Below are 25,162 nucleotides of genomic sequence, written 5' to 3'. Positions count from 1 at the left end.
CGCGAACACCATCGTGTCATCTCGTCAAAAAATCGTTAATGCTTTTCACGCACACACCAACCCTCTTGGGTTGTGTGAGTGATCGGCGTATTAGTACCAGTCAACTCCACACCTCACAGTGCTTCCATACCCGGCCTATCAACCCAGTGTTCTCCTGGGCACCTCTCCCCACAAAGGGATGGAAATCTCATCTCGGAGCAGGCTTCCCGCTTAGATGCTTTCAGCGGTTATCCTTCCCGAACGTAGCCAACCAGCCATGCACCTGGCGGTACAACTGGCACACCAGAGGTTCGTCCGTCCCGGTCCTCTCGTACTAAGGACAGCCCTCCACAAATTTCCTACGCACGCAGCGGATAGGGACCGAACTGTCTCACGACGTTCTAAACCCAGCTCGCGTACCGCTTTAATGGGCGAACAGCCCAACCCTTGGGACCGACTCCAGCCCCAGGATGCGACGAGCCGACATCGAGGTGCCAAACCATGCCGTCGATATGGACTCTTGGGCAAGATCAGCCTGTTATCCCCGAGGTACCTTTTATCCGTTGAGCGACCACGCTTCCACAAGCCATGGCCGGGTCACTAGTCCCAGCTTTCGCTCCTGCTCGACACGTCCGTCTCACAGTCAAGCTCCCTTGTGCACTTACACTCGACACCTGATTGCCAACCAGGCTGAGGGAACCTTTGGGCGCCTCCGTTACTCTTTAGGAGGCAACCGCCCCAGTTAAACTACCCATCAGGCACTGTCCCTGAACCCGATCAGGGTCCGAAGTTAAGGAATCCAGAATGGTCAGAGTGGTATTTCACTTGCCGACTCCACCCGATCTGGCGACCAGGCTTCAACATCTCCCACCTATCCTACACAAACCACACCGAAGCCCAATACCAAACTATAGTGAAGGTCTCGGGGTCTTTCCGTCCTGCTGCGCGTAACGAGCATCTTTACTCGTAATGCAATTTCGCCGAGTTCGTGGTTGAGACAGCAGAGAAGTCGTTACGCCATTCGTGCAGGTCGGAACTTACCCGACAAGGAATTTCGCTACCTTAGGATGGTTATAGTTACCACCGCCGTTTACTGGGGCTTAAATTCTCCGCTTCACCCCAAAGGGTTAACGGGTCCTCTTAACCTTCCAGCACCGGGCAGGCGTCAGTCCGTATACATCGACTTACATCTTCGCACGGACCTGTGTTTTTAATAAACAGTCGCTTCTCTCTGGCCTCTGCGACCACCACCAGCTCCCAACCGCAAGGGCTGTTCACCAGGATGGCCCCCCTTCTCCCGAAGTTACGGGGGCATTTTGCCGAGTTCCTTAACCACGATTCTCTCGATCACCTTAGTATTCTCTACCTGACCACCTGTGTCGGTTATAGGGTACGGGCAACACACACCCTCACGTCGATGCTTTTCTCGGCAGCAGAGGATCACCAGATCACCCCACCACTGTGGGGCGCCCATCAGCTCTCACACTTGTGTGGGGACGGATTTGCCTACCCCCACATGCTACGACCTTAGACCACGACTACCATCGCGTGGCCTGGCTACCTTTCTGCGTCACACCTCACGCTTACCGACTCCACACTCAGGTCCTCACCAACCCACCAACCAGACATCCGAAGACGCCACGGGTGGACCGGGGAGTTAGTGTCATGTGTTTTGGTATTGTCGGTTGTGTGTCGGTACCAGAATATCAACTGGTTGTCCATCGACTACGCCTGTCGGCCTCGCCTTAGGTCCCGACTTACCCAGGGCGGATTAGCCTAGCCCTGGAACCCTTGGTCATCCGGTGGACGGGTTTCTCACCCGTCTTTCGCTACTCATGCCTGCATTCTCACTCGTGACGCCTCCACCACTCGTTCACACGGCGACTTCACTGGCGACACGACGCTCCCCTACCCAACACCACACCATTACAGTATCGTGATGCTGCCACAACTTCGGCGGTGTACTTAGCCCCGCTACATTATCGGCGCTCAATCACTTGACCAGTGAGCTATTACGCACTCTTTCAAGGGTGGCTGCTTCTAAGCCAACCTCCTGGTTGTCTTCGCAACTGAACATCCTTTCCCACTCAGCACACGCTTAGGGGCCTTAGTTGATGGTCTGGGCTGTTTCCCTCTCGACAATGAAGCTTATCCCCCACTGTCTCACTGCCACGCTGAACCTTACCGGCATTCGGAGTTTAGTTGACGTCAGTAACCCGGTGGGGCCCATCAGCCATCCAGTAGCTCTACCTCCGGCAAGAACCACGCAACGCTGCACCTAAATGCATTTCGGGGAGAACCAGCTATCACAGAGTTTGATTGGCCTTTCACCCCTAACCACAGGTCATCCCCTCCATTTTCAACTGAAGTGGGTGCGGGCCTCCACAACATCTTACTGCTGCTTCACCCTGCCCATGGCTAGATCACTCCGCTTCGGGTCTAGGACACGCGACTGGACCGCCCTATTCGGACTCGCTTTCGCTACGGCTACCCCACACGGGTTAACCTCGCCACGCACCGCTAACTCGCAGGCTCATTCTTCAAAAGGCACGCCATCACACCAACACGGGTGCTCTGACGGATTGTAAGCACATGGTTTCAGGTACTCTTTCACTCCCCTCCCGGGGTACTTTTCACCATTCCCTCACGGTACTGATCCGCTATCGGTCATCAGGAAGTATTTAGCCTTACCAGGTGGTCCTGGCAGATTCACACGGAATTCCACGAGTTCCGTGCTACTCGGGAGAGTGTGTAACACTGGGGCCACGCGTTTCGTCTACGGGACTCTCACCCACTCCGGTACTGTTTCCCACCAGCTTCGACTACACGTAAGCACTCATCAGCGTCTCGGTCATGCTGAACCGAACACACACACCCCACAACACCATGTACGCAACACCAGCACGCTTGACACGCACACGGTTTAGGCTCATCCAGTTTCGCTCGCCACTACTCCCGGAATCATTCTTATTTTCTCTTCCTACGGGTACTGAGATGTTTCACTTCCCCGCGTTCCCTCCACACACCCTATATATTCAGGTGCGGGTCACCGCACTCGCATGCGGCGGGGTTCCCCCATTCGGACATCCTCGGATCACAGCCCGTTTATCGGCTCCCCGAGGCTTATCGCAGATTTCCACGTCCTTCATCGGCTCCTGATGCCAAGGCATCCACCATGCGCTCTTACACACTCACACCCACCCCTAGGGGTTGGTATCAGTGTGCGCGAAAATATCACACTAAGATTTTTTGACTCAAAGAAAATCACACTACACACCAGCACAAAGGCTGGTGCTTGATGCTCGCGTCCACTATACGATTCTCAAACCACTACCAATCACCACCCCAGCCAGCACCAGCACTGCTGCTGCCTCTGGGTTGGGTCGGTGCCTGGTGAAACCACTTGTGGTTCCAGGACCCAACAGCGTGTCTGTTCTATCCGACCACCCACCCACCGTGCCCGGGGCATTGACCCCAGCCCGGCTGGTTGGGCGAGCGAAGTATGTGATGTTCCACCCTTGAGCAACCCACCCGAACCACACATGGGTTCTGTTGGTGGGCACCATACTGGTGTGCTCCTTAGAAAGGAGGTGATCCAGCCGCACCTTCCGGTACGGCTACCTTGTTACGACTTAGTCCCAATCACCAGTCCCACCTTAGACGGCCCCCTCCTTACGGTTAGGCCACCGGCTTCGGGTGTTACCGACTTTCGTGACTTGACGGGCGGTGTGTACAAGGCCCGGGAACGTATTCACCGCAGCGTTGCTGATCTGCGATTACTAGCGACTCCGACTTCACGTAGTCGAATTGCAGACTACGATCCGAACTGAGACTGGCTTTAAGGGATTCGCTTGCCCTCACGGGTTCGCCTCTCTCTGTACCAGCCATTGTAGCATGCGTGAAGCCCAAGACATAAAGGGCATGATGATTTGACGTCATCCCCACCTTCCTCCGAGTTGACCCCGGCAGTCTCCTATGAGTTCCCACCATCACGTGCTGGCAACATAGAACGAGGGTTGCGCTCGTTGCGGGACTTAACCCAACATCTCACGACACGAGCTGACGACAACCATGCACCACCTGTACACCAGCTTCAAAGAAGAGGACCTGTTTCCAGGACGGTCCGGTGTATGTCAAGCCTTGGTAAGGTTCTTCGCGTTGCATCGAATTAATCCGCATGCTCCGCCGCTTGTGCGGGCCCCCGTCAATTCCTTTGAGTTTTAGCCTTGCGACCGTACTCCCCAGGCGGGGCACTTAATGCGTTAGCTACGGCGCGGAGAACGTGGAATGCCCCCCACACCTAGTGCCCAACGTTTACGGCATGGACTACCAGGGTATCTAATCCTGTTCGCTCCCCATGCTTTCGCTCCTCAGTGTCAGTTACAGCCCAGAGTCCCGCCTTCGCCACCGGTGTTCCTCCTGATATCTGCGCATTTCACCGCTACACCAGGAATTCCAGACTCCCCTACTGCACTCTAGTCAGCCCGTACCCACTGCACGCGCAACGTTAAGCGTTGCGTTTCCACAGCAGACGTGACCAACCACCTACGAGCTCTTTACGCCCAATAATTCCGGACAACGCTCGTACCCTACGTATTACCGCGGCTGCTGGCACGTAGTTAGCCGGTACTTCTTCTGCAGGTACCGTCACTTGCGCTTCTTCCCTGCTGAAAGCGGTTTACAACCCGAAGGCCGTCATCCCGCACGCTGCGTCGCTGCATCAGGGTTTCCCCCATTGTGCAATATTCCCCACTGCTGCCTCCCGTAGGAGTCTGGGCCGTGTCTCAGTCCCAGTGTGGCCGGTCGCCCTCTCAGGCCGGCTACCCGTCGTCGTCTTGGTGAGCCATTACCTCACCAACAAACTGATAGGCCGCGAGCCCATCCCCAACCGAAAAAACTTTCCACCACCAGACATGCGTCCGACGGTCGTATCCGGTATTAGACCCAGTTTCCCGGGCTTATCCCGAAGTCAGGGGCAGGTTACTCACGTGTTACTCACCCGTTCGCCACTCATCCACCCGGTGCAAGCACCAGGCTTCAGCGTTCGACTTGCATGTGTTAAGCACGCAGCCAGCGTTCGTCCTGAGCCAGGATCAAACTCTCCATAAAAAACTTCTTACTTCAGTGATCCCGGCAAGACAGTCACCCATCCACGGGGGTGGACGGTGACCCCACCATGAACCGAAACAGTCCATGGATTTTGGTTGTCTTACCAGAAAAAATTCTGGCATCACATTGTTCAAACAAACACGCTATTGGATTCTCAAACCACAAACACACACCCACACCACACACGAATATTCGCGTCTCGTTGGGGGCATCCACAGATTTCGCACTTTTCGCCTTGCGGCCCGCCGTACCAGCGGATGTCTACTCTACAGTGTCTTTCCGAACCGTGCAACTCGAAGTTCATCTTCGCGTCACTCGGATTCGTCATCGAACTGAAGCGTTCGCTGCCTCAGCAGCTCGATCTACTCTACACGAGTGCGATCCGCTCAGGCAAGGCCGAGAAGGGCGCTGCAGAGGTGATCTCGCTCACCGCGATCCCGGCGCCGGCCGCTGAGTGCCGGAACCCCGGCGAATTCATTCAGCTCCGCGCCTGCGTTCTCACGCCACCGGCGCGACGCCAGCAGCCTCACGCCACCGGCGCGACGAGCTCGGGCGAGTCGTTGCGGACGTTGCCGACGGCCCTGCCCACCTTGTGCCGCGTCACCGAGGCCGGGTCGACCTGGGCCAGGGTCGAGGCGAGCAGGTCGGGAACCTCGCCGCTCGGCACCGCCGGGTCGATCCAGTCGTCGAGGTGCTCCCGGGAGAGGAACACGGGCATGCGGTCGTGGACCTCGCGCAGGTGCCCGGCGGATTCCATCGTGAGGATCGAGGTGGAGACGAGCCACGCATCGTCCGGCTGCTTCCAGAACTCGAAGAGTCCGGCCATGAACAGCGGATCGGCTCCGGCCGCCGACATCATCCACGGCTGCTTGCCGTCCTCGGTGACCTCCCACTCGTAGTAGCCCGGGATGGGCAGTGCGCAGCGGCGGCGTTTGATCGCCTGGCGGAACATCGGCTTCTCGAGCACGGTCTCCGACCGCGCGTTGAAGGCCTTGAAGCCGATTCCCGGATCCTTCGCCCAACTGGGGACGAGACCCCAGTGAGCGGTCTCGAGGCGCCTCGTCACCTCCCCTTCGTCGTCGAGACGTTCGACGACGATGGGGATGTCGGCTCCCGGAGGCACGTTGTAGCGCGGGGTGTAGTCATAGGAGACGACGTCGAGTCGCAGCTCGTCGGCGAGGTCCGCCGGATCCGAGGACAGATTGAGTCGACCGCACATGCGCCAATCCTCTCACTTCACTACACTGTCGACAATGGCGGCGGAGAAGAGCACAGCGTTGAGATTCGATCCCATCGAGGAGTCTCGGAAGCAGTGGCTCGCCCACGGGTGGGACGAGGCGACCGACGGAATGAACACCGTCATCTCGGTCATGCGCATCCATCAGCTCTTCCTCGCCATGGTCGACTCCGCGCTCAAGCCCTTCGCACTGACCTTCTCGCGGTACGAGGTCCTCACCCTCCTCTCCTTCACACGCGCGGGCACCCTGCCGATGTCGAAGATCTCCGCCCGGCTCCAGGTCCACGCGACGTCGACGACGAACTCCGTCGACCGGCTCGAGAAGGCCGGACTCGTCCGCCGCCGCAGCCACCCCGACGACCGCCGGACCACTCTCGTCGACCTCACCGAGGCCGGGCGGGAACTCGCCGCACGGGCCACCTCGGCGCTCAACGACGAGGTCTTCACGTCCCCGGCCTTCGCCGGCACCGACCTCGGCGAGCTCCTCCCCCACCTCGAAGCGCTGCGCACCAGCCTCGAACTCCGTCCCTGAACCGCGGGCACGGCAGACACCTGCTGCCACGTGACCGGACTCCCCCATTTAGTTGGACGTCCAAGTAAATCCTCCGTATCCTGGTGGAAACGGTGACCGCGGTCACCTCGGAACTGCGCGCTGAGCGCCCATTCGCCTTCCTGGAGGAACCATGTCCCGCAGCACTGCGACTGCCCTGCCGTTCGGACTCACCGAGGAGCAGCAGACCATCTCCGCGATGGTCCGCGACTTCGCCGACACCGAGATCGCCCCGCACGCCCTCGAATGGGACCAGCAGCACCACTTCCCCGTCGACGTCATCAAGCGCAGCGCCGACCTCGGCATGGGCGGCATCTACGTCCGCGAGGAGTCCGGCGGCACGGGGATGGGCCGGATGGACGCCGCCCTCATCTTCGAGGCGATGTCGACCGGCTGCCCCTCGGTCGCCGCCTACATCTCGATCCACAACATGGTCGCGTGGATGATCGACAAGTACGGCAACGAGGAGCAGAGGGAGAAGTACCTGCTCCCGCTCGTCTCGATGGAGCACCTCGGCAGCTACTGCCTCACCGAGCCCAATGCCGGCTCCGATGCCGGGGCGCTTCGCACGACCGCCCGGGAGGACGGCGACCACTTCGTCCTCAACGGGGTCAAGCAGTTCATCTCCGGTGCCGAATCGTCCGAGACCTACCTCGTCATGGCACGCACCGGGCAGGAGGGGGCCCGCGGCATCTCCGCGTTCATCCTCGAGAAGGGCATGGAGGGTCTGACCTTCGGCGCCAACGAGCAGAAGATGGGCTGGCGTGCGCAGCCGACCCGCCAGGTCATCATGGAGAACGTCCGGGTGCCGAAGGAGAACATGCTCGGAGAACCGGGGCAGGGCTTCAAGATCGCGATGTCCGGACTCGACGGCGGCCGGCTCAACATCGGCGCGTGCTCCCTCGGCGGCGGACAGTCGGCATTGGAGAAGGCGATCGAGTACATGGGCGAGCGCCAGGCCTTCGGCACCGAACTCACCGGTTTCCAGGCCCTGCGCTTCGAGGTCGCCGAGATGCAGACGAAGCTCGAAGCCGCCCGGTCCCTGCTCTGGCGCGCCGCGAACGCCTACGACGCCGGGGATCCGAACACCTCACTGCTCTCGGCCATGGCCAAGCTCACCGCCACCGACTCCGGCTTCGATGTCGCCAATCGCGCCCTCCAGCTCCACGGCGGCTACGGGTATCTGACAGAGTATGGGATTGAGAAGCTGGTCCGTGACCTGCGGGTCCACCAGATTCTGGAAGGCACCAACGAGATCATGCGCGTGATCATCTCGCGCAAGAGCACAGGAGTGGGCTGATATGACGACACAGGCCTCGGCAGAGCCGAGCATCCTCACCTCGGACTCCGGCGGAGTCGGACGCATCGAACTCAACCGACCGAAGCTGATCAATGCGCTCAGCCTCGACATGGTCGCCGGCATCGACGATGCCCTGCGGGCCTGGTATGACGACGACGGCGTCGCGCTCGTCCTCGTCACCGGTCGCGGCGACCGTGGTCTGTGCGCCGGCGGGGACATCAAAGCCGTGTACACCGACATCGTCGCCGGCAGCGACGAGAACTCCCGGTTCTGGAACCGCGAATACCGGATGAACGCGGCCATCGCCGAATACCCGAAGCCCTACGTCGTCATCATGAACGGCATCACGATGGGCGGCGGCGTCGGGATCTCCGGGCACGGCTCCCACCGCATCGTCACCGATTCGACGAAGGTCGGCATGCCCGAGACCGGCATCGGCCTCTTCCCCGACGTCGGCGGCACGTACCTGCTCGCCCGCGCCCCCGGAGAGCTCGGCACCCACCTCGCACTCACCGGCACCGCCGTCCGCCCGGGAGCGGCGATCGCGCTCGGGCTGGCCGACCACTACGTGCCCGAGGCCGACATCGCCGACCTCATCACCGACCTCGAGTCCGGCGGGGACGTCGAGACCGTCATCGCCCGGTATGCGGCCGAACCCCCGGAGAGCGAACTCGCCGAGGCGGCCGCCTGGATCGACGAATGCTACCGCGGCGATGACGCCGAGGCGATCGTCGCGGCCCTGGCCGCGCACGAGAGCCCCGACGCCCGCGCCGCCGCCGAGCTCATCCTCACCAAAGCCCCCACCTCGGTGAAGGTGACGCTGGCGGCCCTGCGGAAGGCGGCGACGATGACCCTGCCCGAGGTCCTCGAGCAGGACTACCGGACCGCCGTCGAGATGACCCGTCGCCCTGACCTCAGGGAGGGCATCCGCGCGCAGGTCATCGACAAGGACCGCAACCCCCAGTGGTCCCCGGCCACCCTCGCGGAGGTCGACGACGCCACCGTCGAGCAGATCCTCACCACCGAACAGGAAGCCAAGGTGTTCTCATGAGCGAATTCGCAACGATCCTCACCAGCGTCGACGACGGCGTCGCGACGATCACGATCGATCGGCCGAAGGCCCTCAACGCCCTCAATCTCCAGGTCCTCACCGACATCACGGATGCGGCCACGGCCTTCGACGCCGACGACTCCGTGCGCGCGATCATCATCACCGGCAGCGAGAAGGCCTTCGCCGCCGGTGCCGACATCAAGGAGATGGCCGACCTCGACTTCGCCACCGCGTACCGTTCCGACTGGTTCGCCGGCTGGGAGCGGCTGACCAGCGTCCGCAAGCCGATCATCACCGCCGTCGGCGGCTACGCGCTCGGCGGCGGCTGCGAACTCGCGATGATGGGCGACATCCTCATCGCCGCGACCACGGCGAAGTTCGGCCAGCCCGAGATCAACCTCGGCGTGCTCCCGGGCATGGGCGGCTCGCAGCGTCTCACCCGCGCCGTCGGCAAGGCCAAGGCCATGGACATGTGCCTGACGGGTCGGATGATGGACGCCGAGGAGGCCGAACGCTCCGGGCTCGTCGCCCGGGTCGTCGCTCCCGAGGAGCTGTTGGCGACGGCGAACGAGATCGCTCGGACAATCGCCGGGAAGTCCCTCATCGCCTCGGCGATGGTCAAGGAGGCGATCGACGTCGCCTTCGAGACGACCCTCGAACAGGGTCTGCGCTATGAGCGTCGGCTCTTCCACTCGGCCCTGGCGACGAACGACCAGTCCGAGGGCATGGCCGCCTTCGTCGAGAAGCGCGACCCGAACTTCACGGACTCGTAGCCGCCGACGCAGAGAGCAGGCGAGGCCGCAGGGCGCGGACGGGAGGCGATCCCGTCCGCGCCCTACGTCGTCTCCAGGCCCGCGAAGAGCGCCCGGATGGTGGGCCCTCACCGCAACCTAACAATCGTTCAGTTAGAGTGGGGCTGTTCGCTCATCCAAGGAGGCATCGTGAACCTGTTCGAGACGCTCGACCTGCGCCTGCGACTCCCCGTCGTCGGCTCCCCGATGTTCATCGCATCGGGCCCCGAGCTCGTCACCGCCCAATGCCAGTCGGGCATCATCGGCGGATTCCCCACGCTCAACGCGCGCCCGGCGTCGATGCTCGCCGACTGGTTCGCCGAGATCACGGAATCGAATGCGAACTGGACCGCCGCGCACCCTGAGCGTCCGGCCGCCCCGTTCGCCGCGAACCTCATCGTCCACCGCTCGAACAACCGCCTCGAAGCGGACCTCGCCGAGGTGGTCCGCCATGAGGTGCCGATCGTCATCACCTCGCTCGGCGCCCGCGAGGAGGTCAACGAGGCCGTCCACTCCTACGGCGGGGTCGTCCTCCACGACGTCATCAACAACCGCTTCGCGCACAAGGCCGTCGAGAAGGGCGCCGACGGCATCATCGCCGTCGCCGCCGGTGCCGGCGGGCATGCGGGAGCGCTCTCCCCCTTCGCCCTCGTCCAGGAGATCCGCTCGTGGTTCGACGGACCGCTGCTGCTCTCCGGGGCGATCGCGCACGGCCAGTCGATCCTCGCAGCGCTCGCGGCCGGCGCGGACTTCGCCTACATCGGCTCCGCGTTCCTCTCCACCCACGAGGCCAACGTCGTCGACGAGTACCGGCAGATGATCGTCGACTCGGTCGCCGATGACGTCGTCTACTCGAACTACTTCACCGGGGTCAAAGGCAACTACCTGCGCGGATCGATCGCCGCCGCCGGCCTCGACCCCGACGCCCTGCCGGAGGCCGACCCGACGAAGATGGACTTCGGCACCGACCCGGAGTCGGGCACGAGCGCGAAGGCGTGGAAGGACATCTGGGGCTCGGGTCAGGGCATCGGCGCCCTCGGACTCCAGTGCTCGACGGCCGACCTCGTCGATCGCCTCGTCGGCGAGTACGAGGCGGCCCAGGCGCAGCTGCGGACCCGCCTCGCCCGCACCCAGTCCGCACCGACGCAGGCGGCCGGCACCCTCTGAGGCAGACTCACGGACTCACGCGCAGTCGATGCCGAGAGCCGAGAACCGTTCGACGCCCAGCGGGGTGATCTCCAACGATCGCCCCGCCGGGCGCCTGCGCACCAGCGCGAGGTCTTCGCACACGGCGAGCAGACGCCGCCCGAACCGGCCCGAGCAGTGGATCTCCCGCTGCGACCAGTCCATGCACGCTCCGATCCCCCGCCCGCGCCCGGGTGGGAGCTCGAGGCGGACGCCGAACATGTCCTCGAGCACGGCCTCGACCTCGTCGCCGAGGTGCAGGGGGCAGTCGGCACCGGTCACCCGATCGGGATCGTCGGGGTCGACGTCGTCGCGGTCGATGCCGCCGCGTTCGACGAGGACGCCGAGGAGGTCGACGCCGAGGCGACCCGCGAGGTGGTCATAGCACGTGCGTGCCCGTGACAGCGCCGCCAACTCACGGTTGCTGTTCAGCGATGTCACCGCAGGAGGGGCGCAGAGCGCTCCGAGGTGCTCGATGACGACGGCGATGTCGGCCCGGACGCTCTCGGCGAGCTCGACATAGCGGTAGCGTCCGCTGCGCCGCACACTCACCCATCCGGCCTCCCGGAGCACGGAGAGGTGACCGGTCATCGTCTGCGCGCTCACGCCGCAGTAGCTCGCGAGATAGGACACCGGGGTGCGCGAGCGGTCGAGGAGGAGATCGAGGGCCTTCGCCCGGGTCGGGTCGGCGAGCAGCCGGGCGAGCTCCCAGAACGGCGGGACGACGACCGGGGCGGGAGCTGCGCTTCTCATGGTCGGAGTCTACGCCCAGGACACTTCGGCCGGCTCCGAAGTGTCCCGGACCTAGGCTTCGAGCATGCAGATCCTCGCCTCAGTGACCTTCGTCCTCATCTGGTCGACCGGCTTCATCGTCGCCCGAGCCATCGGCGATGCCCCGCAGACGTTCCTCTTCTGCCGCTTCCTCGGCGCGGCGCTCGTCCTCGGTCTCGTCTGCGTCGTCTGTCGCCACCTCGTCACCCGCTTTCCCCACCGTCTGCGACTGTGGAAGCCGGCGGCCGCTCTCGTCGGTGCCGAGTCCGCGGAGCCGGGTTCAGGAGTGCGCACGGTGTGGACGCTCCTCTTCATCGGTGCGCTGCAGAACGGCGCGTACCTGTGCCTGTCGTACTTCGCCGTCGTCGACGGCTTTCCGGCCGGGATCATGGCCCTCGTCGGCGGCTGGCAGCCGGTGCTCACCCTCGTCGTCACCGCGCTCGTCGTGCGCAGGCGCCCTGATCAGGCCGTTCTGCTCGGCGTCGGGGTTCGCTGGTCGGCATCGCCTTCGTCCTCGTGCCCGGTGTTCTCGGGACCGCGGGCCCGGTGCGGCCGATCCACATCGTCCTCGCCTTCACCGCGGTCACGTGCCTGTCCGCGGGCACGATCTGGCAGAAGCGCGTCGCCGCCCATCCTCTGCTGCCGACCCTGGCCTGGCAGTCCCTCGGAGCGGCAGGCGTCGCCTTCGTCGCGGCGATCCTCACCGACGAGCGGGGCGCTGACTTCGGCTGGCCCTTCCTCGCCGGACTCGTGTGGTCGGTGTTCGGCATCTCGATCCTTGCGATGCTCATCATGGTCCACCTCGTGCGCGTGCGCTCCGCGGCCTACGTCTCGGCTCTCGTCCTCGGCGCACCCCCGCTGGCCGCCCTCGAGGCGGCGCTGCTCTTCGGTGAGCGGCTGAGCTTCGTCCAGTGGACGGGCACCGTGCTCACCCTCGTCGGGGTCGGACTCGTCGTCCTCGTCCCCCAGGGCAGCCCGCCGGAGCTCAGACGGTCGAGATGATCCCGCGTTCGGTCAGGCGGGACGCGAGACCGGCGCCGTCGGGCGCATAGATCCACGGCACGCCCTGGCCGCGGCCGTGGCGCTTCGAGCGACCGCCCGCCCACACGGCCTCGCCGACGGTGAGCTGGCGGATCGCGACGGCCGCGACGTTGTTCGGGTGGTTCTCGACGAACTCGCCGTAGATCTCCTCGTCGTTCTGCCCGTCGTCGCCGATGAGCAGCCACTTCATCCACGGGAAGTCCCGGGCGAGGCGTTCGAGCGTGTTGCGCTTGTGCTCCTTGCCCGAGCGGAACACGCGCGTCGTCGTCGGCCCCCAGTCGGTGAGCAGGAGCGGCCCGATGGGATAGAGGTTGCGGGAGAGGAACCGTTTGAGCGTCGTCGCCGAGTTCCACGCCCCCGTCGAGAGGTAGAGGATCGGGGTGTTGGGGCGCATATAGGTGATCCGGTCGTAGAGGACCGACATGCCCGCCACGGGTGAGCGGGCGTGCTCGCTGAGGACGAAGGTGTTCCAGGCGGCGAGGAACGGCCTCGGCAGCGAGGTGACCATGACGGTGTCGTCGATGTCGGAGATGATCCCGAACGTCGAGTCCTCCCCGATGATCCGCACCGCCGCGGAGTCGACGAGTGAGCCGTCGGTCCACAGCTCGATCTCCGTCTCCCCCGGGGTGAAATGGCCGGGGATGACCGTGTCGATGATCCCGCCGCGGTCGGAGGTGACCATGTGCTCTTCGTCGTTGATGCGCACCCACGCCGTGTCGTTGGGCAGCGGCACGCTCACGAACGACCGCCAGCCGCGCACGCTCGCCTGCGCGTCGGCCGACGGATGGCCGTCCGGGGTGAGGACGAGTTGGGCGAGGACCCGCACCCAGTCTGTGCCCCCGTACGTGTCGTAGGCGAGCACGGTGCGCTGGTAGTTCTGATCGGTCGCCCGATTCTGGATCCAGCGGTTGAACCGGTCCTCGAGCCGGGCTGCGGTGTGGAGCATGTCGGGCGTGAGGTTGAGCGGTCCCTCGTCGGGCTTCTTCTTGGCCACGGGTGATCCTCCGGCTCGCTGTCGTCAGGGTGTGGTCAGTGCTCTCTGCGACCGCCGGCGCCGATGCGCCGAGGTCGGATCAGATGAAACCGACCTTGTCATAGACTTCGCGCAGTGTCACCTCGGCGATGGCATTCGCCTTCTCCGCTCCGGCGTCGAGGAGGCGCTGCAGCTGGGCCCGGTCCGCGAGGAGCTCGGTGGTGCGTTCGCGCATCGGGGCGAGCGCCTCGACCGCCACCTCGGCGAGGTCGACCTTGAGGTGGCCGTACATCTTCCCCTCGTAGTCGGCGACGATGTCGGCGACGGGGCGACCGGTGAGCGAGGAGTAGATCGTGAGCAGGTTGGACACGCCGGGTTTGGCCTCGGGGTCGAAGCGGATCTCCGTCTCGTCGTCGGTGACGGCGGACTTGATCTTCTTCGTCAGGGCCTTCGGCTCGTCGAGGAGGTCGATGCGCCCGAGCGGGGACGGCAGCGACTTCGACATCTTCGCCTCCGGGTTCTGGAGGTCGTAGATCTTCGCCGTCGCCTTGAGGATCTGCGCCTCGGGCACGACGAAGGTCTGCCCGAAGCGGTGGTTGAAGCGCTCGGCGAGGTTGCGGGTGAGTTCGAGGTGCTGACGCTGGTCCTCCCCGACGGGCACCATCTGCGGGTTGTAGAGGAGGATGTCGGCGGCCATGAGCGCCGGATACGTGAGCAGGCCGAGGGAGACATGGCCCTGCTTGGCGGACTTGTCCTTGAACTGCGTCATCCGCGTCGCCTCGCCCATCGAGGTCGTGCACTCGAGCACCCAGCTCAGCCGGGGGTGCGCGGGGACCTGGGACTGGACGAAGATCGTCGACTTCTCCGGGTCGAGGCCGGCGGCGATGAACTGCGCCGCAGTGGTCAGGGTCCGCTCACGCAGTTCGGCGGGATCCTGCTCGACGGTGATCGCGTGCATGTTCGCGATGAAGTAGAAGGCGTCGTGGGACTCCTGATGGGTGACGAACTGCTGCAGGGCTCCGATGTAGTTGCCGAGATGGAGGGAATCCGAGGTGGCCTGGATGCCCGAGACCGTGCGGGGCAGTGAAGGTGTCGTCATGCCTCTATGATGCCTCTGACCTGCTCACCCCCGCCAATCGCGGGCGTGTGTGCGGCCCGTTCCCCACAGTGTCCGTCCCCTCGCCGAGGCGGGGGTGAGATCCGGACCACACCTGCGAGTACACTGGCGATGAAGGACACATGATTCGCCAAGGCGACTCTCAGGATCGGGTTCGCACCCGCTGCCTGCGACGACGCTGATCGACTCGTGACCGGAAGTGCCCCAAGCTCAATGAGGAGGACCGAGTGTCGGTTGAATACGTCAAGACGGAGGAGAGCCTGCCTCCTGTCGCGGTGGTCGAAAGGCCCCGGTGGACTCCGGCGAAGATCGTGCTGTGGGTGGCCATCGCGCTCATCGCCGGTGCCGGGTGGACGATGGTCGCCTTCGTCCGCGGCGAGGAGATGTCGGCGAGCTGGTTCGTCGCCGCCGCGGTCGGCAGCTACCTCATCGCGTTCCGCTTCTACGCGAAGTTCATCGAATGGAAGATCGCCCGTCCCGACCCCAGGCGGGCCACGCCCGCTGAGCTCAACGACAACGGCCGCGACTTCGCTCCCACCGACCGCCGGGTCCTCTTCGGCCATCACTTCGCTGCGATCTCGGGTGCCGGACCGCTCGTGGGCCCGATCCTCGCCGCGCAGATGGGCTACCTGCCGGGCACCCTGTGGATCATCCTCGGAGTCATCGTCGCCGGCGGCGTCCAGGACTACCTCGTCCTCTTCTTCTCGATGCGACGCAACGGACGCTCGTTGGGTCAGATGACCCGCGACGAGCTCGGCCGCACCGGCGGCATCATCGCCTCGATCGGGATCATCCTCATCATGGTCATCCTCATCGCGGTCCTCGGCGTCGTCATCATCAACGCGCTCGCCGAGAGCCCGTGGGGCGTGTTCTCCATCGCCATGACGATCCCGATCGCGATCTTCATGGGCGTCTACATGCGCTACCTGCGACCGGGCAAAGTTGTCGAGACCTCGGTCATCGGCATCGTCCTCCTCGTCGCGGCGATCGTCGCCGGCGGGTGGGTCAACAGCTCCCCGTACTGGTCGGAGGTCTTCCTCCTCGACAAGGTCACCCTCGCATGGTGCCTGATGATCTACGGCTTCCTCGCCGCAGTCCTGCCCGTGTGGGTCCTGCTCGCCCCGCGCGACTACCTCTCGACATTCATGAAGATCGGCACGATCGTGCTGCTGGCCGTCGGCATCCTCATCGTCAACCCGACCGTGCAGATGCCCGCGTTCACGGAGTTCGCGTTCAACACCGCGGGCCCGGCCTTCGCCGGCGCCCTCTTCCCGTTCCTCTTCATCACGATCGCCTGCGGTGCCCTCTCCGGATTCCACGCGCTCATCTCCTCGGGCACGACCCCGAAGCTCATCGAGAAGGAGTCGCAGGCCCGGCTCATCGGCTACGGCGGCATGCTCATGGAGTCCTTCGTCGCGATCATGGCGCTCGTCGCAGCGATCTGCCTCGACAAGGGCCTCTACTTCGCGATGAACGCCGCCGAACCGCTCACCGGCGGCACCGTCCAGGGCGCGGCCGACTTCATCAACAACTCGCTCGGCATGTCCGGGGTCGAGACGACCCCGGAGTACCTCCAGCAGGCGGCCACCGATGTCGGTGAGGAGAGCATCGTCTCTCGCACCGGCGGTGCCCCGACGCTGGCGATGGGCATGGCGCACATCCTCCACAACGTCTTCGGCGGACCGGCGTGGATGTCGTTCTGGTACCACTTCGCTGTGATGTTCGAAGCGCTCTTCATCCTCACGACGATCGATGCCGGCACCCGCGTCGCCCGCTTCATGCTCAGCGATGCGCTCGGCAACTTCGCCAAGCGCTTCCGGGATCCCTCGTGGACGCCCGGCGCCTGGCTGACGACGGCGATCATGGTCGGCGCGTGGGGTTCGATCCTCCTCATGGGCGTGACCGATCCGCTCGGCGGCATCAACACCCTCTTCCCGCTCTTCGGCATCTCGAACCAGCTGCTCGCCGCGATCGCGCTCGCCGTGATCTTCGCGATCGTGTGCAAGATGGGTCTGGCCCGGTATGCGTGGATCCCGGGGATCCCGCTCGCATGGGATCTCGTGGTGACGATGACGGCCTCGTGGCAGAAGATCTTCTCCTCGGACCCGAAGCTCGGCTACTGGGCCCAGCACTTCACCTACCGTGACGCACTCGCGGCCGGGGAGACCTCGGTCGGAGCCACGCAGGGGGTCGAGGCGATGAACGCGGTCGTGCGCAACACCTTCGTCCAGGGCACGCTCTCGATCGTCTTCGCCCTCCTTGTTGCCATGGTCGTCGTCATGGCGCTGTGGAAGTCGATCGAAGCCATCCGCAAGGGCTCGATGCCCACGAGTGAGGAGCCCTTCACGGAGTCGAAGCTCTTCGCCCCCGCCGGGCTCATCGCCCGCCGGGCCGAGCGCGAGGTCCAGGCGCAGTGGGAGGAACGATCGGGCACGGAGCCACGGCCATGACCGACACGCAGACCCATCCGCTCACCCGCCTCGTCAGGGACCCGTGGGGGTCGCTGCGCCGAGGCGGGGCCTGGATGCTGTGGTATCTCAAGGAGATCATGGGCGAGAACGCCTACATCCACTACCTCGAGTCCTACGAGCGCCGGCACGGCACCCGGGAGGGAGCGATGGGTGAGCGCGAGTTCTGGCGCGACATCACCGACGAGCAGGACCGCAACCCGAAGGCCCGCTGCTGCTGAGTCGTCCCCGCGGCTGAGACGACTTCGGCCGCGGGGACAGGGCTCTGTCACAGCAGAGCTCTGCTGCTGAGACGGATTGTCGTCCCGTCGTCCCATCGTCGAAGATGGAGGCATGCGGACGTGGCTGTTTCTTGCGGGGGCGATCCTCGCCGAGGTGACGGGGACGCTGTCGATGAAGGCCGCCCTCGAGCACCCCGCCCTCTATGTCCTCATGGCGCTGGGATACGCGTGCGCGTTCGTCTTCCTCAGCCTCACCCTGCGGTCGGGGATGCCCTTGGGCATCGCCTACGGGATCTGGGGCGCGGCCGGGGTCGCGCTCACCGCCGCCGCCTCGGCGGGCCTCTTCGGGGAGCCGATCACCCCGGTCATGGGCATCGGCATCGTCTGCATCATGGCCGGGGTCGTTCTCGTCGAGGTCGGCCACCGCGGTGAGGAGAAGCCGGCGTCGGCGCGCATCGACCTGCCGCCTCGGCGAGGGGAGGACGCATGATCGTCGGCTGGATCCTCCTCATCGGCGCGATCCTCCTCGAGGTCGCGGCGACGATCTGCCTGCGCATGGCCTCGGTCGGCGGATCGAAGGCATGGTACGCGGGCGTGGCAGGCGGCTACATCGTCTCCTTCAGCCTGCTCAGCCTCACCCTGCGCACCGGGTTCCCGCTCGGGGTCGCCTACGGGATCTGGGCGGCCACGGGCGTCGCCCTCACCGCCCTCGCCGGCCGCGTCCTCTTCCGGGAGCGGCTGACCCGGGTGATGATCGGCGGCATCGCCCTCATCATCGTCGGCGTCCTCCTCATCGAGGTCGGCTCGCAGATCTGAGCTCGGGGATCGCGTAGTCGATGACGAGCGGGGCGTGATCGGACCAGCGCTCGCCCCAGCTGTTCGCCCGGTCGACACTTGCTCCCCTGGCCGTCGCCGCGAGCCCCGGGGTGGCCATGTGGTAGTCGATGCGCCATCCCGCGTCGTTGTCGAAGGCCTGGCCGCGCATCGACCACCACGTGTAGGGGCCGTCGATGTCGCCGGCCAGCTGCCGGTGGACGTCGACGTAGCCGACCTCGCCGAAGAACCGGTCGAAGTAGGCCCGCTCCTCGGGTAGGAACCCGGCCTTCTTCCGGTTCGCCTTCCAGTTCTTCAGGTCCCGTTCGGTGTGGCAGACGTTGAGGTCGCCGGTGACGAGGACATGGTCGGAGGCGGCAGCGAGCTCGGGAAGGCGCTCGGTCATCCGGTCGAGGAACCGGTACTTGTCGTCCTGCTTCGGGGTGCCCGCCTCACCCGAGTGGACGTAGGCGGAGACGAGGGTGAGCACGGTGTCGTCGCCGAGGCGGAAGTCCGTCTCGAGCCACCGCCCGGCTCGGTCGAAGTAGCCGTCGGAGCCGATGCCCTCCCGCGTGGCGAGGGGTTCGGCCTTCGCCATCACGGCGACTCCGGCACGGCCCTTCGCCTCGGCGTCATGGCTGATCGTCGTGTACCCCGCACCTTCGAGGACGCCGAGGGCGATGTCGTTGGCGGCACGGACCTCCTGGAGGGTGATGAGGTCGGGGGCGGAGGCATCGACCCAGGTGGGCATCCCCTTTCGCCATGCTGCGCGGACACCGTTGACGTTGACTGAGGCAATGCGGATCATTCCTCTATGATGGCAGAGCGAAGTACTCTTCCGCGCACCGGCGTTATAGAGTGAGAGCACGAACGAACCACATGAGGAGGGGCAATGGCTGATGAGAGATTCGATCCGGAAGAGCTGAGCATCAGTCCGCTCGATGAGGTCGACGCCCGCGAGATGCGCGAGTTCCTCCTCAGTGCGCAGGAGAACTTCTGGGGAGACCGCGACCTGCGGGCCGACCACGACGCGTACTGGTTCCGCCAGTTCGTCGCCTCCGGCCTCGTCGCCCGCTACCGCTCGGAGATCGTCGGCTACCTGCTCGGTGAGATCCCCGCCAGAGGGCCTGCCTACATCCACCTCGTCGCCGCCCGGTCGGACTTCCGCCACCTGGGCATCGGCCGTGAGCTCTACCGCGCGTTCTTCGACCACGTGCGCCAGTTCGGCGGCGATACGGTGCAGGCGACGACGGATCCCGAGCAGACCGGAGCGATCTCGTTCCATTCGTCGATGGGCTTCAGCGGCGAACTCGTCGAGGACTACGCGGGCCCCGGCAACCCGCGCGTCTTCTTCGAGCTCAAGCTCAACCAGGACTGAGGCGCCTCCCCCGGAGCGCCGCACGCGGCCCGGTCATCTCCAACGAGGTGACCGGGCCGTCGTCGTCCGCGCTCTCACCGCTCACCCCGAGGCGAGCAGCCGCAGCGCCAGACCGGCGATGACCGCTGCGGAGACCATCGCAGTGATCCGCCGGCCGGATCCGGAGAGGAGCGCCTTCCCCGCACTGCGGCCGATGAGCACAAGCACGCAGTGCCACGAAGCAGAGGCGAGGATGATGCCGGTCAGGAGCGCGACGGCCTCGGATGCGGTGCCCGCGCTCAGCAGCCCCCCGGAGACGACCACCGAGACGAAGTAGAGCAGCGGCCACGGGTTGAGCGCGGTGAGGGAGAAGAAGAGGAGCGCTTCACGCCAGGCGCGCCCGGGCGCGGTCCGAGGCGGTTGTCCGTCGCCGCACTTCGGTCCACCACCGACGGTTCCGCGTTCGGGATCCGCCGGGTCGCGGGTGAGACCGTCGATCGCGATGCGGGCGGCCAGGACGAGGAGGACACCGGCACCGGCGACGGTGACCGCCGACTGCCATGGTGCGATGAGGCGGGCGGCGGCCGCGCCGCCGAGCAGCGCCGCCACGGCGTAGAGCGCATCCGCGGCCACGGCCCCGAGGACCGCCGCGAGTCCCTGCCGCAGCGTCGCGGTCGCGCTGCGGTGGATGAGGAGGACGGCGACGGCACCGACGGGGATCGCCAGTCCGTAGCCGGCCCAGAGTCCGAGTCCGAATGCCTGCCACATACGGCCACGATGGCTCATCCGAACCGTTCGCGTCTATCGAAGATTTCGCCATTCATTGTGTAGTGTTTCACCATGATCGATCCGCGCCTGCGCACTCTCCGAGCCGTCCGCGAGGTCGGGACCGTCACGGGAGCCGCGGCCGCCCTCCATGTCACCCCGTCGACGGTGTCCCAGCATCTCAAGCAGCTCTCCCACCTCGTCGGTGCCGAACTCGTCGAACCCGTCGGACGGAATGTCCGTCTCACAGAGGCGGCGGAGATCGTCCTCTCCCATGCCTCGGCGCTCGACGCCGAATGGGAGCGAACGCTCGCGGACCTCGCGACCCTGCGCGCGGACGAGGGCGCTCGTCTGCGCATCTCCGGGATCGCCTCGGCGATCGTCTCCCTCATCTGTCCCGCCGTCGACCGCCTTCGCAACCTCGACCCGCGGATCGCAGTGGAGATCCGCGAGGACGCGATCGGGGACCGGTTCCGGATGCTCGCGGACGCGGAGACCGACATCGTCGTCGCCGTCGCCGGCTCTCACCGTGTCGGGGCCGCAGAGGATCGGGGAGGCGAAGCGCACGATCTCCTCGTCGACCCGCTCGACATCCTCGTCGGGGAGGCCCACCCGCTTGCCGACGCGATTTCCGTCGGCCTCTCCGATCTGGCCGACGAGACCTGGATCGGGGCCGGCGATATCCGCGACCAGCAGGTGGTGTTCGCCGACCTCTGCGCTCAGGCGGGCTTTCGCCCGCGCGTGCGCCACGACGCGCTCGACTGGTCGGCGGTCGCCGCGCTCGTCGGTCACGGCCACGGCATCGCCTTGTTCCCGCGCACCGCTTCCCTGCCGGCCGGTGCCGCCGTCTCGAGGATCCCGGTGACGTGGCCCGACTCCCCGTCCATTCCCCATCGGCTTCTGCGCGCCCACGTCCGTCCCGGCAGCGCCGCCCATCCGGTCATCGGCGCGGGACTCGACGCCCTGCGGGAGCAGGGCAGGCTCCTCGCAGGCCCGACGCGGGACTGAGCAGAGACAGCGAACGGCCCGGCCACCTCATGAGAGGCGGCCGGGCCGTCTGCAGTTCCCCGGAACAATCCGGGCCGTTCGAGTGTCCCCGGAACAATCCGGGTCGGTGTCACTGGGCGGAGCGCTGCGCGGTGTCGACGACGTTCCTCAGCAGCAGGGCACGGGTCATCGGACCGACCCCACCGGGGTTGGGCGAGACCCAGGCGGCCACCTCGGCGACGCCGGGATCGACGTCACCGACGATCTTCGACTTCCCCGTCTCCGGGTCCTCCTCACGGGAGACCCCGACGTCGAGGACGATCGCACCGGGCTTGACGTCCTCGGGCCGTACGATGCGCGGGGCACCGGCGGCGGCGACGATGACGTCGGCCTGCTTGAGCAGCTCGGGGAGGTTGCGCGTGCCCGTGTGGGTGAGCGTGACCGTCGCGTTGTACTCCCGGCGGGTGAGCAGCGAGCCGATCGACCGGCCGACGGTGACCCCGCGGCCGATGACGACGACGTGCTTGCCGTCGAGCTCGATGCCGTTGCGGACCATGAGCTCGATGACCCCGCGCGGGGTGCACGGCAGGGGTGTGGTGATCGGGCGGCTCACGTTGAGCATGAGTCGGCCGAGGTTGGTCGGGTGGAGTCCGTCGGCGTCCTTAGCCGGGTCGATGCGCTCGAGGATCGCATCGGTGTCGATGTGGTCGGGAAGCGGCAGCTGCACGATGTAGCCGGTGCACGCCTCGTTGGCGTTGAGCTCGTCGATGACCTCTTCGAGCTCCTCCTGCGTCACCGAGGCGGGCAGGTCGCGACGGATCGACTCGATGCCGACCTCCGCGCAGTCGCGGTGCTTGCCGGCGACGTACCACTTCGATCCCGGATCGTCGCCGACGAGGACCGTCCCGAGACCGGGGACGATCCCCCGCGAAGCGAGCTGACCGACCTGCGCCCGCATCTCGTCCTTCATCTGCGCGGCGACGGCCTTGCCGTCGAGGATCTGCGCGGCCATCAGTACTGCTCCAGACCTTCGTAGAGCGGGAAGTCGTCGCTGAGCCGCTTCACCCGGGCGGCGAGCGCCTCGACGTCGGCACCGGGCTTGAGCGCCTCGGCGATGACGTCGGCGACCTCGGTGAACTCGGCGTCGCCGAATCCGCGGGTCGCCAGCGCCGGGGTACCGATGCGCAGACCCGAGGTGACCATGGGCGGGCGCGGGTCGAAGGGCACGGCGTTGCGGTTGACGGTGATGCCGACCTCGTGGAGGAGGTCCTCGGCCTGCTGCCCGTCGAGGGCGGAGTTGCGCAGGTCGACGAGGACGAGGTGGACGTCGGTGCCGCCGGTGAGCACGGTCGCCCCCGCCTCGGCGACATCGGCCTCGAGGAGACGGTCGGCGAGGATCTGCGCGCCGCGCAGGGTCCGCTCCTGACGGTCCTTGAACTCTTCGGTCGCCGCGAGCTTGAACGCCACGGCCTTCGCCGCGACCACATGCATGAGCGGACCGCCCTGCTGGCCGGGGAAGACCGCGGAGTTGAGCTTCTTCGCGTACTCCTCCTTGCCGAGGATGAAGCCCGACCGGGGGCCGCCGATCGTCTTGTGCACCGTCGAGGAGACGACATCGGCGAACGGGACGGGGTTGGGGTGGAGGCCTGCGGCAACGAGCCCGGCGAAGTGGGCCATGTCGACCCAGAGCTTCGCACCGACCTCGTCGGCGATGTCGCGGAAGGCCTGGAAGTCGAGCTGGCGCGGATAGGCGGACCAGCCGGCGACGATGACCTCGGGACGGTGTTCGAGGGCGCGCTCACGCACCTTGTCCATGTCGATGCGGTACGTGTCGGGGTCGACCTCGTAGGAGGCGACGTCGTAGAGGCGGCCGGAGAAGTTGATCTTCATGCCGTGGGTGAGGTGGCCGCCGTGGGCGAGCGAGAGGCCGAGCATCTTGTCGCCCTGGCGGGCGAGCGCATGCATGACCGCGGCATTGGCCGAGGCACCCGAGTGCGGCTGGACGTTGGCGTACTCGGCGCCGAAGAGGCTCTTGGCCCGGTCGATCGCCAGGTTCTCGGCGATGTCGACGAACTCGCAGCCACCGTAGTAGCGCTTGCCCGGGTACCCTTCCGCGTACTTGTTCGTCAGCACCGAGCCCTGGGCTTCGAGGACCGCGCGGGGAACGAAGTTCTCCGAGGCGATCATCTCGAGCGTCGAACGCTGCCTGCCCAACTCGAGGTCGAGGACTTCGGCGATCTGCGGGTCGATGTCTGCAAGCGAAGCCTGCAGCGAGGTGTCGGACATATGCACTCCTGTGGCGTCGAGGACTGGCGGCACGGATCCGGCCCGCGCGCGTTCCGAAGCAATGCTAACAGCGTTGCCCCCGCCCGGCTCAGGCCGACCGCCTGCCGGATCCCGGACACGTGAGCGGCCGGCAGGGCCGGCGACGATAGGATTCCGGGCATGAGCCGTGAATGGATACTGTCAGTGACCTGCCCCGATGCGACCGGAATCGTCCACGCCGTGACCGGGGTGCTCGCCGGAATCGGAGCGAACATCACCGAATCCCAGCAGTTCTCCTCCCCCGACTCGCACCAGTTCTTCCTCCGCCTCTCCTTCTCCACACCGACCCCGGTCACCGCCGCAGACCTCGAAGGCTCGCTGTCCGAGGTGGCCGACCGTTTCGCAATGGAGATCGGCCTGCAGCCGGGTGAGAAGCGCACCCGCACCCTCGTCCTCGTCTCGAAGGCCGCACACTGCCTCAACACGCTGCTCTTCCAGCAGAGTGCGGGCCGCCTGCCCATCGACATCGTCGGGGTGGCCGGGAACCACGACGTGCTCCGTCCGCTCGCGGAGTTCCACGGCCACGACTTCCACCACATCCCCATCTCCCCGGAGACGAAGGAGAGCGCCGAGGCGGAGCTGCGTCGCCTCGTCACCGACCTCGACGTCGAACTCATCGTCCTCGCCCGGTACATGCAGATCCTCTCCCCCGACCTCTGCGCGGCCCTCGAAGGCCGCGTCATCAACATCCACCACTCCTTCCTCCCGAGCTTCAAAGGCGCCCGGCCCTACCACCAGGCCCACGCCCGGGGAGTGAAGATCATCGGGGCGACCGCCCACTACGTCACCTCCGACCTCGACGAGGGACCGATCATCGAACAGGACGTCGCCCGTGTCGACCACGACCACGACACCGCCGACTTCATCACCCAGGGTCAGGACGTCGAGGCGGCCGTCCTCGCCCGCGCCGTGCGCTGGCACGCCGAGGGGCGCGTCCTCATGGACGGTCACCGCACGGTCGTCTTCGACTGAGCGGAACGAGGCCCCGCTTCGGCGGGGAACGGGGCCCGCCTCGGCGGGATGCGGGGGCGTGCGCCTCGGCGGGATCCGCACCCCCACCTCGGCGACGTGGTGCGGAACTGACACAAATCCCTCCGAGCCGGCCCGCGCGGGCCCGGGCTG

At 65.7% G+C, this 25,162-nt stretch carries 21 protein-coding genes, 2 rRNA genes and 1 pseudogene; 14 read left to right on the top strand and 10 right to left on the bottom strand.

What is annotated here, in order from left to right; all coding sequences use genetic code 11:
- Nucleotides 1–70 precede the first annotated feature (70 nt).
- The 3 genes from AC0VYB_RS05245 to AC0VYB_RS05235 all read right to left on the bottom strand — a co-directional run bounded on the left by AC0VYB_RS05245 (nt 71) and on the right by AC0VYB_RS05235 (nt 6,307).
- Nucleotides 71–3,176 (bottom strand): 23S ribosomal RNA (locus AC0VYB_RS05245).
- A 386-nt stretch (nt 3,177–3,562) separates the two neighbouring features.
- Nucleotides 3,563–5,088 (bottom strand): 16S ribosomal RNA (locus AC0VYB_RS05240).
- Together the 16S and 23S rRNA genes form the textbook arrangement of a ribosomal RNA operon.
- Before the next feature lie 526 nt (nt 5,089–5,614).
- Nucleotides 5,615–6,307, bottom strand: a complete 693-nt coding sequence (locus tag AC0VYB_RS05235) for an SOS response-associated peptidase (protein ID WP_009379303.1) — start codon at nt 6,305–6,307, stop codon at nt 5,615–5,617.
- Nucleotides 6,308–6,341: 34 nt separating this feature from the next.
- On the opposite strand from AC0VYB_RS05235, the gene AC0VYB_RS05230 reads away from it, so the two are divergent.
- The 5 genes from AC0VYB_RS05230 (at nt 6,342) to AC0VYB_RS05210 (ending at nt 11,184) form a co-directional block, all read left to right on the top strand.
- Nucleotides 6,342–6,857 carry a MarR family winged helix-turn-helix transcriptional regulator gene (locus AC0VYB_RS05230; protein WP_259787645.1) on the top strand — a complete coding sequence of 172 codons (516 nt, stop codon included), beginning with the start codon at nt 6,342–6,344 and terminating at the stop codon, nt 6,855–6,857.
- 151 nt (nt 6,858–7,008) lie between these two features.
- Nucleotides 7,009–8,175, top strand: coding sequence for an acyl-CoA dehydrogenase family protein (locus AC0VYB_RS05225; protein WP_259787647.1), 1,167 nt, complete (start codon nt 7,009–7,011; stop codon nt 8,173–8,175).
- Between the two features lies 1 nt (nt 8,176).
- On the top strand, nt 8,177–9,226 hold the full coding sequence (locus AC0VYB_RS05220; RefSeq protein WP_475385067.1) for an enoyl-CoA hydratase/isomerase family protein: 1,050 nt from the start codon (nt 8,177–8,179) through the stop codon (nt 9,224–9,226).
- The gene (locus AC0VYB_RS05215) at nt 9,223–9,999 is read left to right on the top strand and encodes an enoyl-CoA hydratase (RefSeq protein ID WP_144587980.1); all 777 of its coding nucleotides are present in this window, start codon (nt 9,223–9,225) and stop codon (nt 9,997–9,999) included. Before AC0VYB_RS05220 ends, AC0VYB_RS05215 begins: the two co-directional genes overlap by 4 nt.
- Before the next feature lie 168 nt (nt 10,000–10,167).
- On the top strand, nt 10,168–11,184 hold the full coding sequence (locus tag AC0VYB_RS05210; RefSeq protein ID WP_475385066.1) for an NAD(P)H-dependent flavin oxidoreductase: 1,017 nt from the start codon (nt 10,168–10,170) through the stop codon (nt 11,182–11,184).
- 15 nt (nt 11,185–11,199) lie between these two features.
- Here AC0VYB_RS05210 and AC0VYB_RS05205 read toward each other — a convergent pair whose 3' ends face one another.
- Nucleotides 11,200–11,955, bottom strand: coding sequence for an ArsR/SmtB family transcription factor (locus AC0VYB_RS05205; RefSeq protein WP_144587982.1), 756 nt, complete (start codon nt 11,953–11,955; stop codon nt 11,200–11,202).
- Nucleotides 11,956–12,019: 64 nt separating this feature from the next.
- On the opposite strand from AC0VYB_RS05205, the pseudogene AC0VYB_RS05200 reads away from it, so the two are divergent.
- Nucleotides 12,020–12,400 (top strand): annotated as a pseudogene (locus tag AC0VYB_RS05200) (hypothetical protein); the annotation flags it as partial.
- Between the two features lie 89 nt (nt 12,401–12,489).
- Nucleotides 12,490–12,975, top strand: coding sequence for an EamA family transporter (locus tag AC0VYB_RS05195; RefSeq protein WP_475385065.1), 486 nt, complete (start codon nt 12,490–12,492; stop codon nt 12,973–12,975).
- Here the strand turns inward: AC0VYB_RS05195 and AC0VYB_RS05190 are convergent.
- On the bottom strand, nt 12,959–14,008 hold the full coding sequence (locus AC0VYB_RS05190; RefSeq protein WP_475385064.1) for an App1 family protein: 1,050 nt from the start codon (nt 14,006–14,008) through the stop codon (nt 12,959–12,961). The genes AC0VYB_RS05195 and AC0VYB_RS05190 overlap by 17 nt on opposite strands.
- 79 nt (nt 14,009–14,087) lie before the next feature.
- The gene (trpS, locus tag AC0VYB_RS05185; RefSeq protein WP_009379289.1) at nt 14,088–15,086 is read right to left on the bottom strand and encodes a tryptophan--tRNA ligase; all 999 of its coding nucleotides are present in this window, start codon (nt 15,084–15,086) and stop codon (nt 14,088–14,090) included.
- Between the two features lie 245 nt (nt 15,087–15,331).
- Here trpS and AC0VYB_RS05180 point away from each other — a divergent pair, with 245 nt between their 5' ends.
- The 4 genes from AC0VYB_RS05180 (at nt 15,332) to AC0VYB_RS05165 (ending at nt 18,609) form a co-directional block, all read left to right on the top strand.
- Nucleotides 15,332–17,554, top strand: a complete 2,223-nt coding sequence (locus AC0VYB_RS05180; protein WP_009379288.1) for a carbon starvation CstA family protein — start codon at nt 15,332–15,334, stop codon at nt 17,552–17,554.
- On the top strand, nt 17,551–17,793 hold the full coding sequence (locus AC0VYB_RS05175) for a CstA-like transporter-associated (seleno)protein (RefSeq protein ID WP_144587987.1): 243 nt from the start codon (nt 17,551–17,553) through the stop codon (nt 17,791–17,793). The genes AC0VYB_RS05180 and AC0VYB_RS05175 overlap by 4 nt, the downstream gene beginning before the upstream one ends.
- Nucleotides 17,794–17,905: 112 nt before the next feature.
- Nucleotides 17,906–18,283 carry a DMT family transporter gene (locus tag AC0VYB_RS05170; protein ID WP_063249831.1) on the top strand — a complete coding sequence of 126 codons (378 nt, stop codon included), beginning with the start codon at nt 17,906–17,908 and terminating at the stop codon, nt 18,281–18,283.
- Entirely contained in the window at nt 18,280–18,609 is a 330-nt protein-coding gene (locus tag AC0VYB_RS05165; protein WP_063249832.1) for a DMT family transporter, read from the top strand. Before AC0VYB_RS05170 ends, AC0VYB_RS05165 begins: the two co-directional genes overlap by 4 nt.
- Here AC0VYB_RS05165 and AC0VYB_RS05160 read toward each other — a convergent pair.
- Nucleotides 18,584–19,414, bottom strand: a complete 831-nt coding sequence (locus tag AC0VYB_RS05160) for an exodeoxyribonuclease III (RefSeq protein WP_009379280.1) — start codon at nt 19,412–19,414, stop codon at nt 18,584–18,586. The two genes, AC0VYB_RS05165 and AC0VYB_RS05160, sit on opposite strands and share 26 nt — an antisense overlap.
- 84 nt (nt 19,415–19,498) lie before the next feature.
- Between AC0VYB_RS05160 and AC0VYB_RS05155 the strand changes: the two genes are divergently transcribed.
- Nucleotides 19,499–19,984, top strand: a complete 486-nt coding sequence (locus tag AC0VYB_RS05155; RefSeq protein ID WP_009379278.1) for a GNAT family N-acetyltransferase — start codon at nt 19,499–19,501, stop codon at nt 19,982–19,984.
- Nucleotides 19,985–20,065: 81 nt separating this feature from the next.
- Here AC0VYB_RS05155 and AC0VYB_RS05150 read toward each other — a convergent pair whose 3' ends face one another.
- Nucleotides 20,066–20,731, bottom strand: coding sequence for a LysE family transporter (locus AC0VYB_RS05150; protein WP_186372584.1), 666 nt, complete (start codon nt 20,729–20,731; stop codon nt 20,066–20,068).
- Nucleotides 20,732–20,803: 72 nt separating this feature from the next.
- Here AC0VYB_RS05150 and AC0VYB_RS05145 point away from each other — a divergent pair, with 72 nt between their 5' ends.
- Nucleotides 20,804–21,736, top strand: a complete 933-nt coding sequence (locus AC0VYB_RS05145; RefSeq protein WP_259821102.1) for a LysR family transcriptional regulator — start codon at nt 20,804–20,806, stop codon at nt 21,734–21,736.
- A 109-nt stretch (nt 21,737–21,845) separates the two neighbouring features.
- On the opposite strand, the gene AC0VYB_RS05140 is transcribed toward AC0VYB_RS05145, so the two are convergent.
- Together AC0VYB_RS05140 and glyA are read right to left on the bottom strand one after the other, a co-directional pair.
- Nucleotides 21,846–22,727: a bifunctional methylenetetrahydrofolate dehydrogenase/methenyltetrahydrofolate cyclohydrolase gene (locus AC0VYB_RS05140; protein WP_259821100.1), complete on the bottom strand. Its 882-nt coding sequence runs from the start codon at nt 22,725–22,727 to the stop codon at nt 21,846–21,848.
- Nucleotides 22,727–24,001 carry a serine hydroxymethyltransferase gene (gene glyA, locus AC0VYB_RS05135; RefSeq protein WP_009379272.1) on the bottom strand — a complete coding sequence of 425 codons (1,275 nt, stop codon included), beginning with the start codon at nt 23,999–24,001 and terminating at the stop codon, nt 22,727–22,729. The genes AC0VYB_RS05140 and glyA overlap by 1 nt, the downstream gene beginning before the upstream one ends.
- A gap of 159 nt (nt 24,002–24,160) precedes the next feature.
- Between glyA and purU the strand changes: the two genes are divergently transcribed.
- Nucleotides 24,161–25,012 (top strand): formyltetrahydrofolate deformylase, encoded by an 852-nt coding sequence (purU, locus tag AC0VYB_RS05130; RefSeq protein WP_040342043.1) that lies wholly within the window; start codon nt 24,161–24,163, stop codon nt 25,010–25,012.
- Nucleotides 25,013–25,162 lie beyond the last annotated feature (150 nt).

It is taken from the genome of Brevibacterium sp. Z349TD_9, from assembly GCF_056173565.1.
The sequence above is the reverse complement of the archived record's forward strand: the minus strand, read 5'-3'. Positions and strand labels throughout refer to the sequence as shown.

Coding starts and splice junctions, on each gene's coding strand:
- AC0VYB_RS05225 (WP_259787647.1), top strand. CDS start 7,009: ATGTCCCGCAGCACTGCGACTGCCCTGCCGTTCGGACTCACCGAGGAG.
- AC0VYB_RS05155 (WP_009379278.1), top strand. CDS start 19,499: ATGGCTGATGAGAGATTCGATCCGGAAGAGCTGAGCATCAGTCCGCTC.
- AC0VYB_RS05220 (WP_475385067.1), top strand. CDS start 8,177: ATGACGACACAGGCCTCGGCAGAGCCGAGCATCCTCACCTCGGACTCC.
- purU (WP_040342043.1), top strand. CDS start 24,161: ATGAGCCGTGAATGGATACTGTCAGTGACCTGCCCCGATGCGACCGGA.
- trpS (WP_009379289.1), bottom strand. CDS start 15,086: ATGACGACACCTTCACTGCCCCGCACGGTCTCGGGCATCCAGGCCACC.
- AC0VYB_RS05230 (WP_259787645.1), top strand. CDS start 6,342: ATGGCGGCGGAGAAGAGCACAGCGTTGAGATTCGATCCCATCGAGGAG.
- glyA (WP_009379272.1), bottom strand. CDS start 24,001: ATGTCCGACACCTCGCTGCAGGCTTCGCTTGCAGACATCGACCCGCAG.
- AC0VYB_RS05150 (WP_186372584.1), bottom strand. CDS start 20,731: ATGTGGCAGGCATTCGGACTCGGACTCTGGGCCGGCTACGGACTGGCG.
- AC0VYB_RS05140 (WP_259821100.1), bottom strand. CDS start 22,727: ATGGCCGCGCAGATCCTCGACGGCAAGGCCGTCGCCGCGCAGATGAAG.
- AC0VYB_RS05160 (WP_009379280.1), bottom strand. CDS start 19,414: ATGATCCGCATTGCCTCAGTCAACGTCAACGGTGTCCGCGCAGCATGG.
- AC0VYB_RS05170 (WP_063249831.1), top strand. CDS start 17,906: ATGCGGACGTGGCTGTTTCTTGCGGGGGCGATCCTCGCCGAGGTGACG.
- AC0VYB_RS05235 (WP_009379303.1), bottom strand. CDS start 6,307: ATGTGCGGTCGACTCAATCTGTCCTCGGATCCGGCGGACCTCGCCGAC.
- AC0VYB_RS05175 (WP_144587987.1), top strand. CDS start 17,551: ATGACCGACACGCAGACCCATCCGCTCACCCGCCTCGTCAGGGACCCG.
- AC0VYB_RS05145 (WP_259821102.1), top strand. CDS start 20,804: ATGATCGATCCGCGCCTGCGCACTCTCCGAGCCGTCCGCGAGGTCGGG.
- AC0VYB_RS05165 (WP_063249832.1), top strand. CDS start 18,280: ATGATCGTCGGCTGGATCCTCCTCATCGGCGCGATCCTCCTCGAGGTC.
- AC0VYB_RS05215 (WP_144587980.1), top strand. CDS start 9,223: ATGAGCGAATTCGCAACGATCCTCACCAGCGTCGACGACGGCGTCGCG.
- AC0VYB_RS05205 (WP_144587982.1), bottom strand. CDS start 11,955: ATGAGAAGCGCAGCTCCCGCCCCGGTCGTCGTCCCGCCGTTCTGGGAG.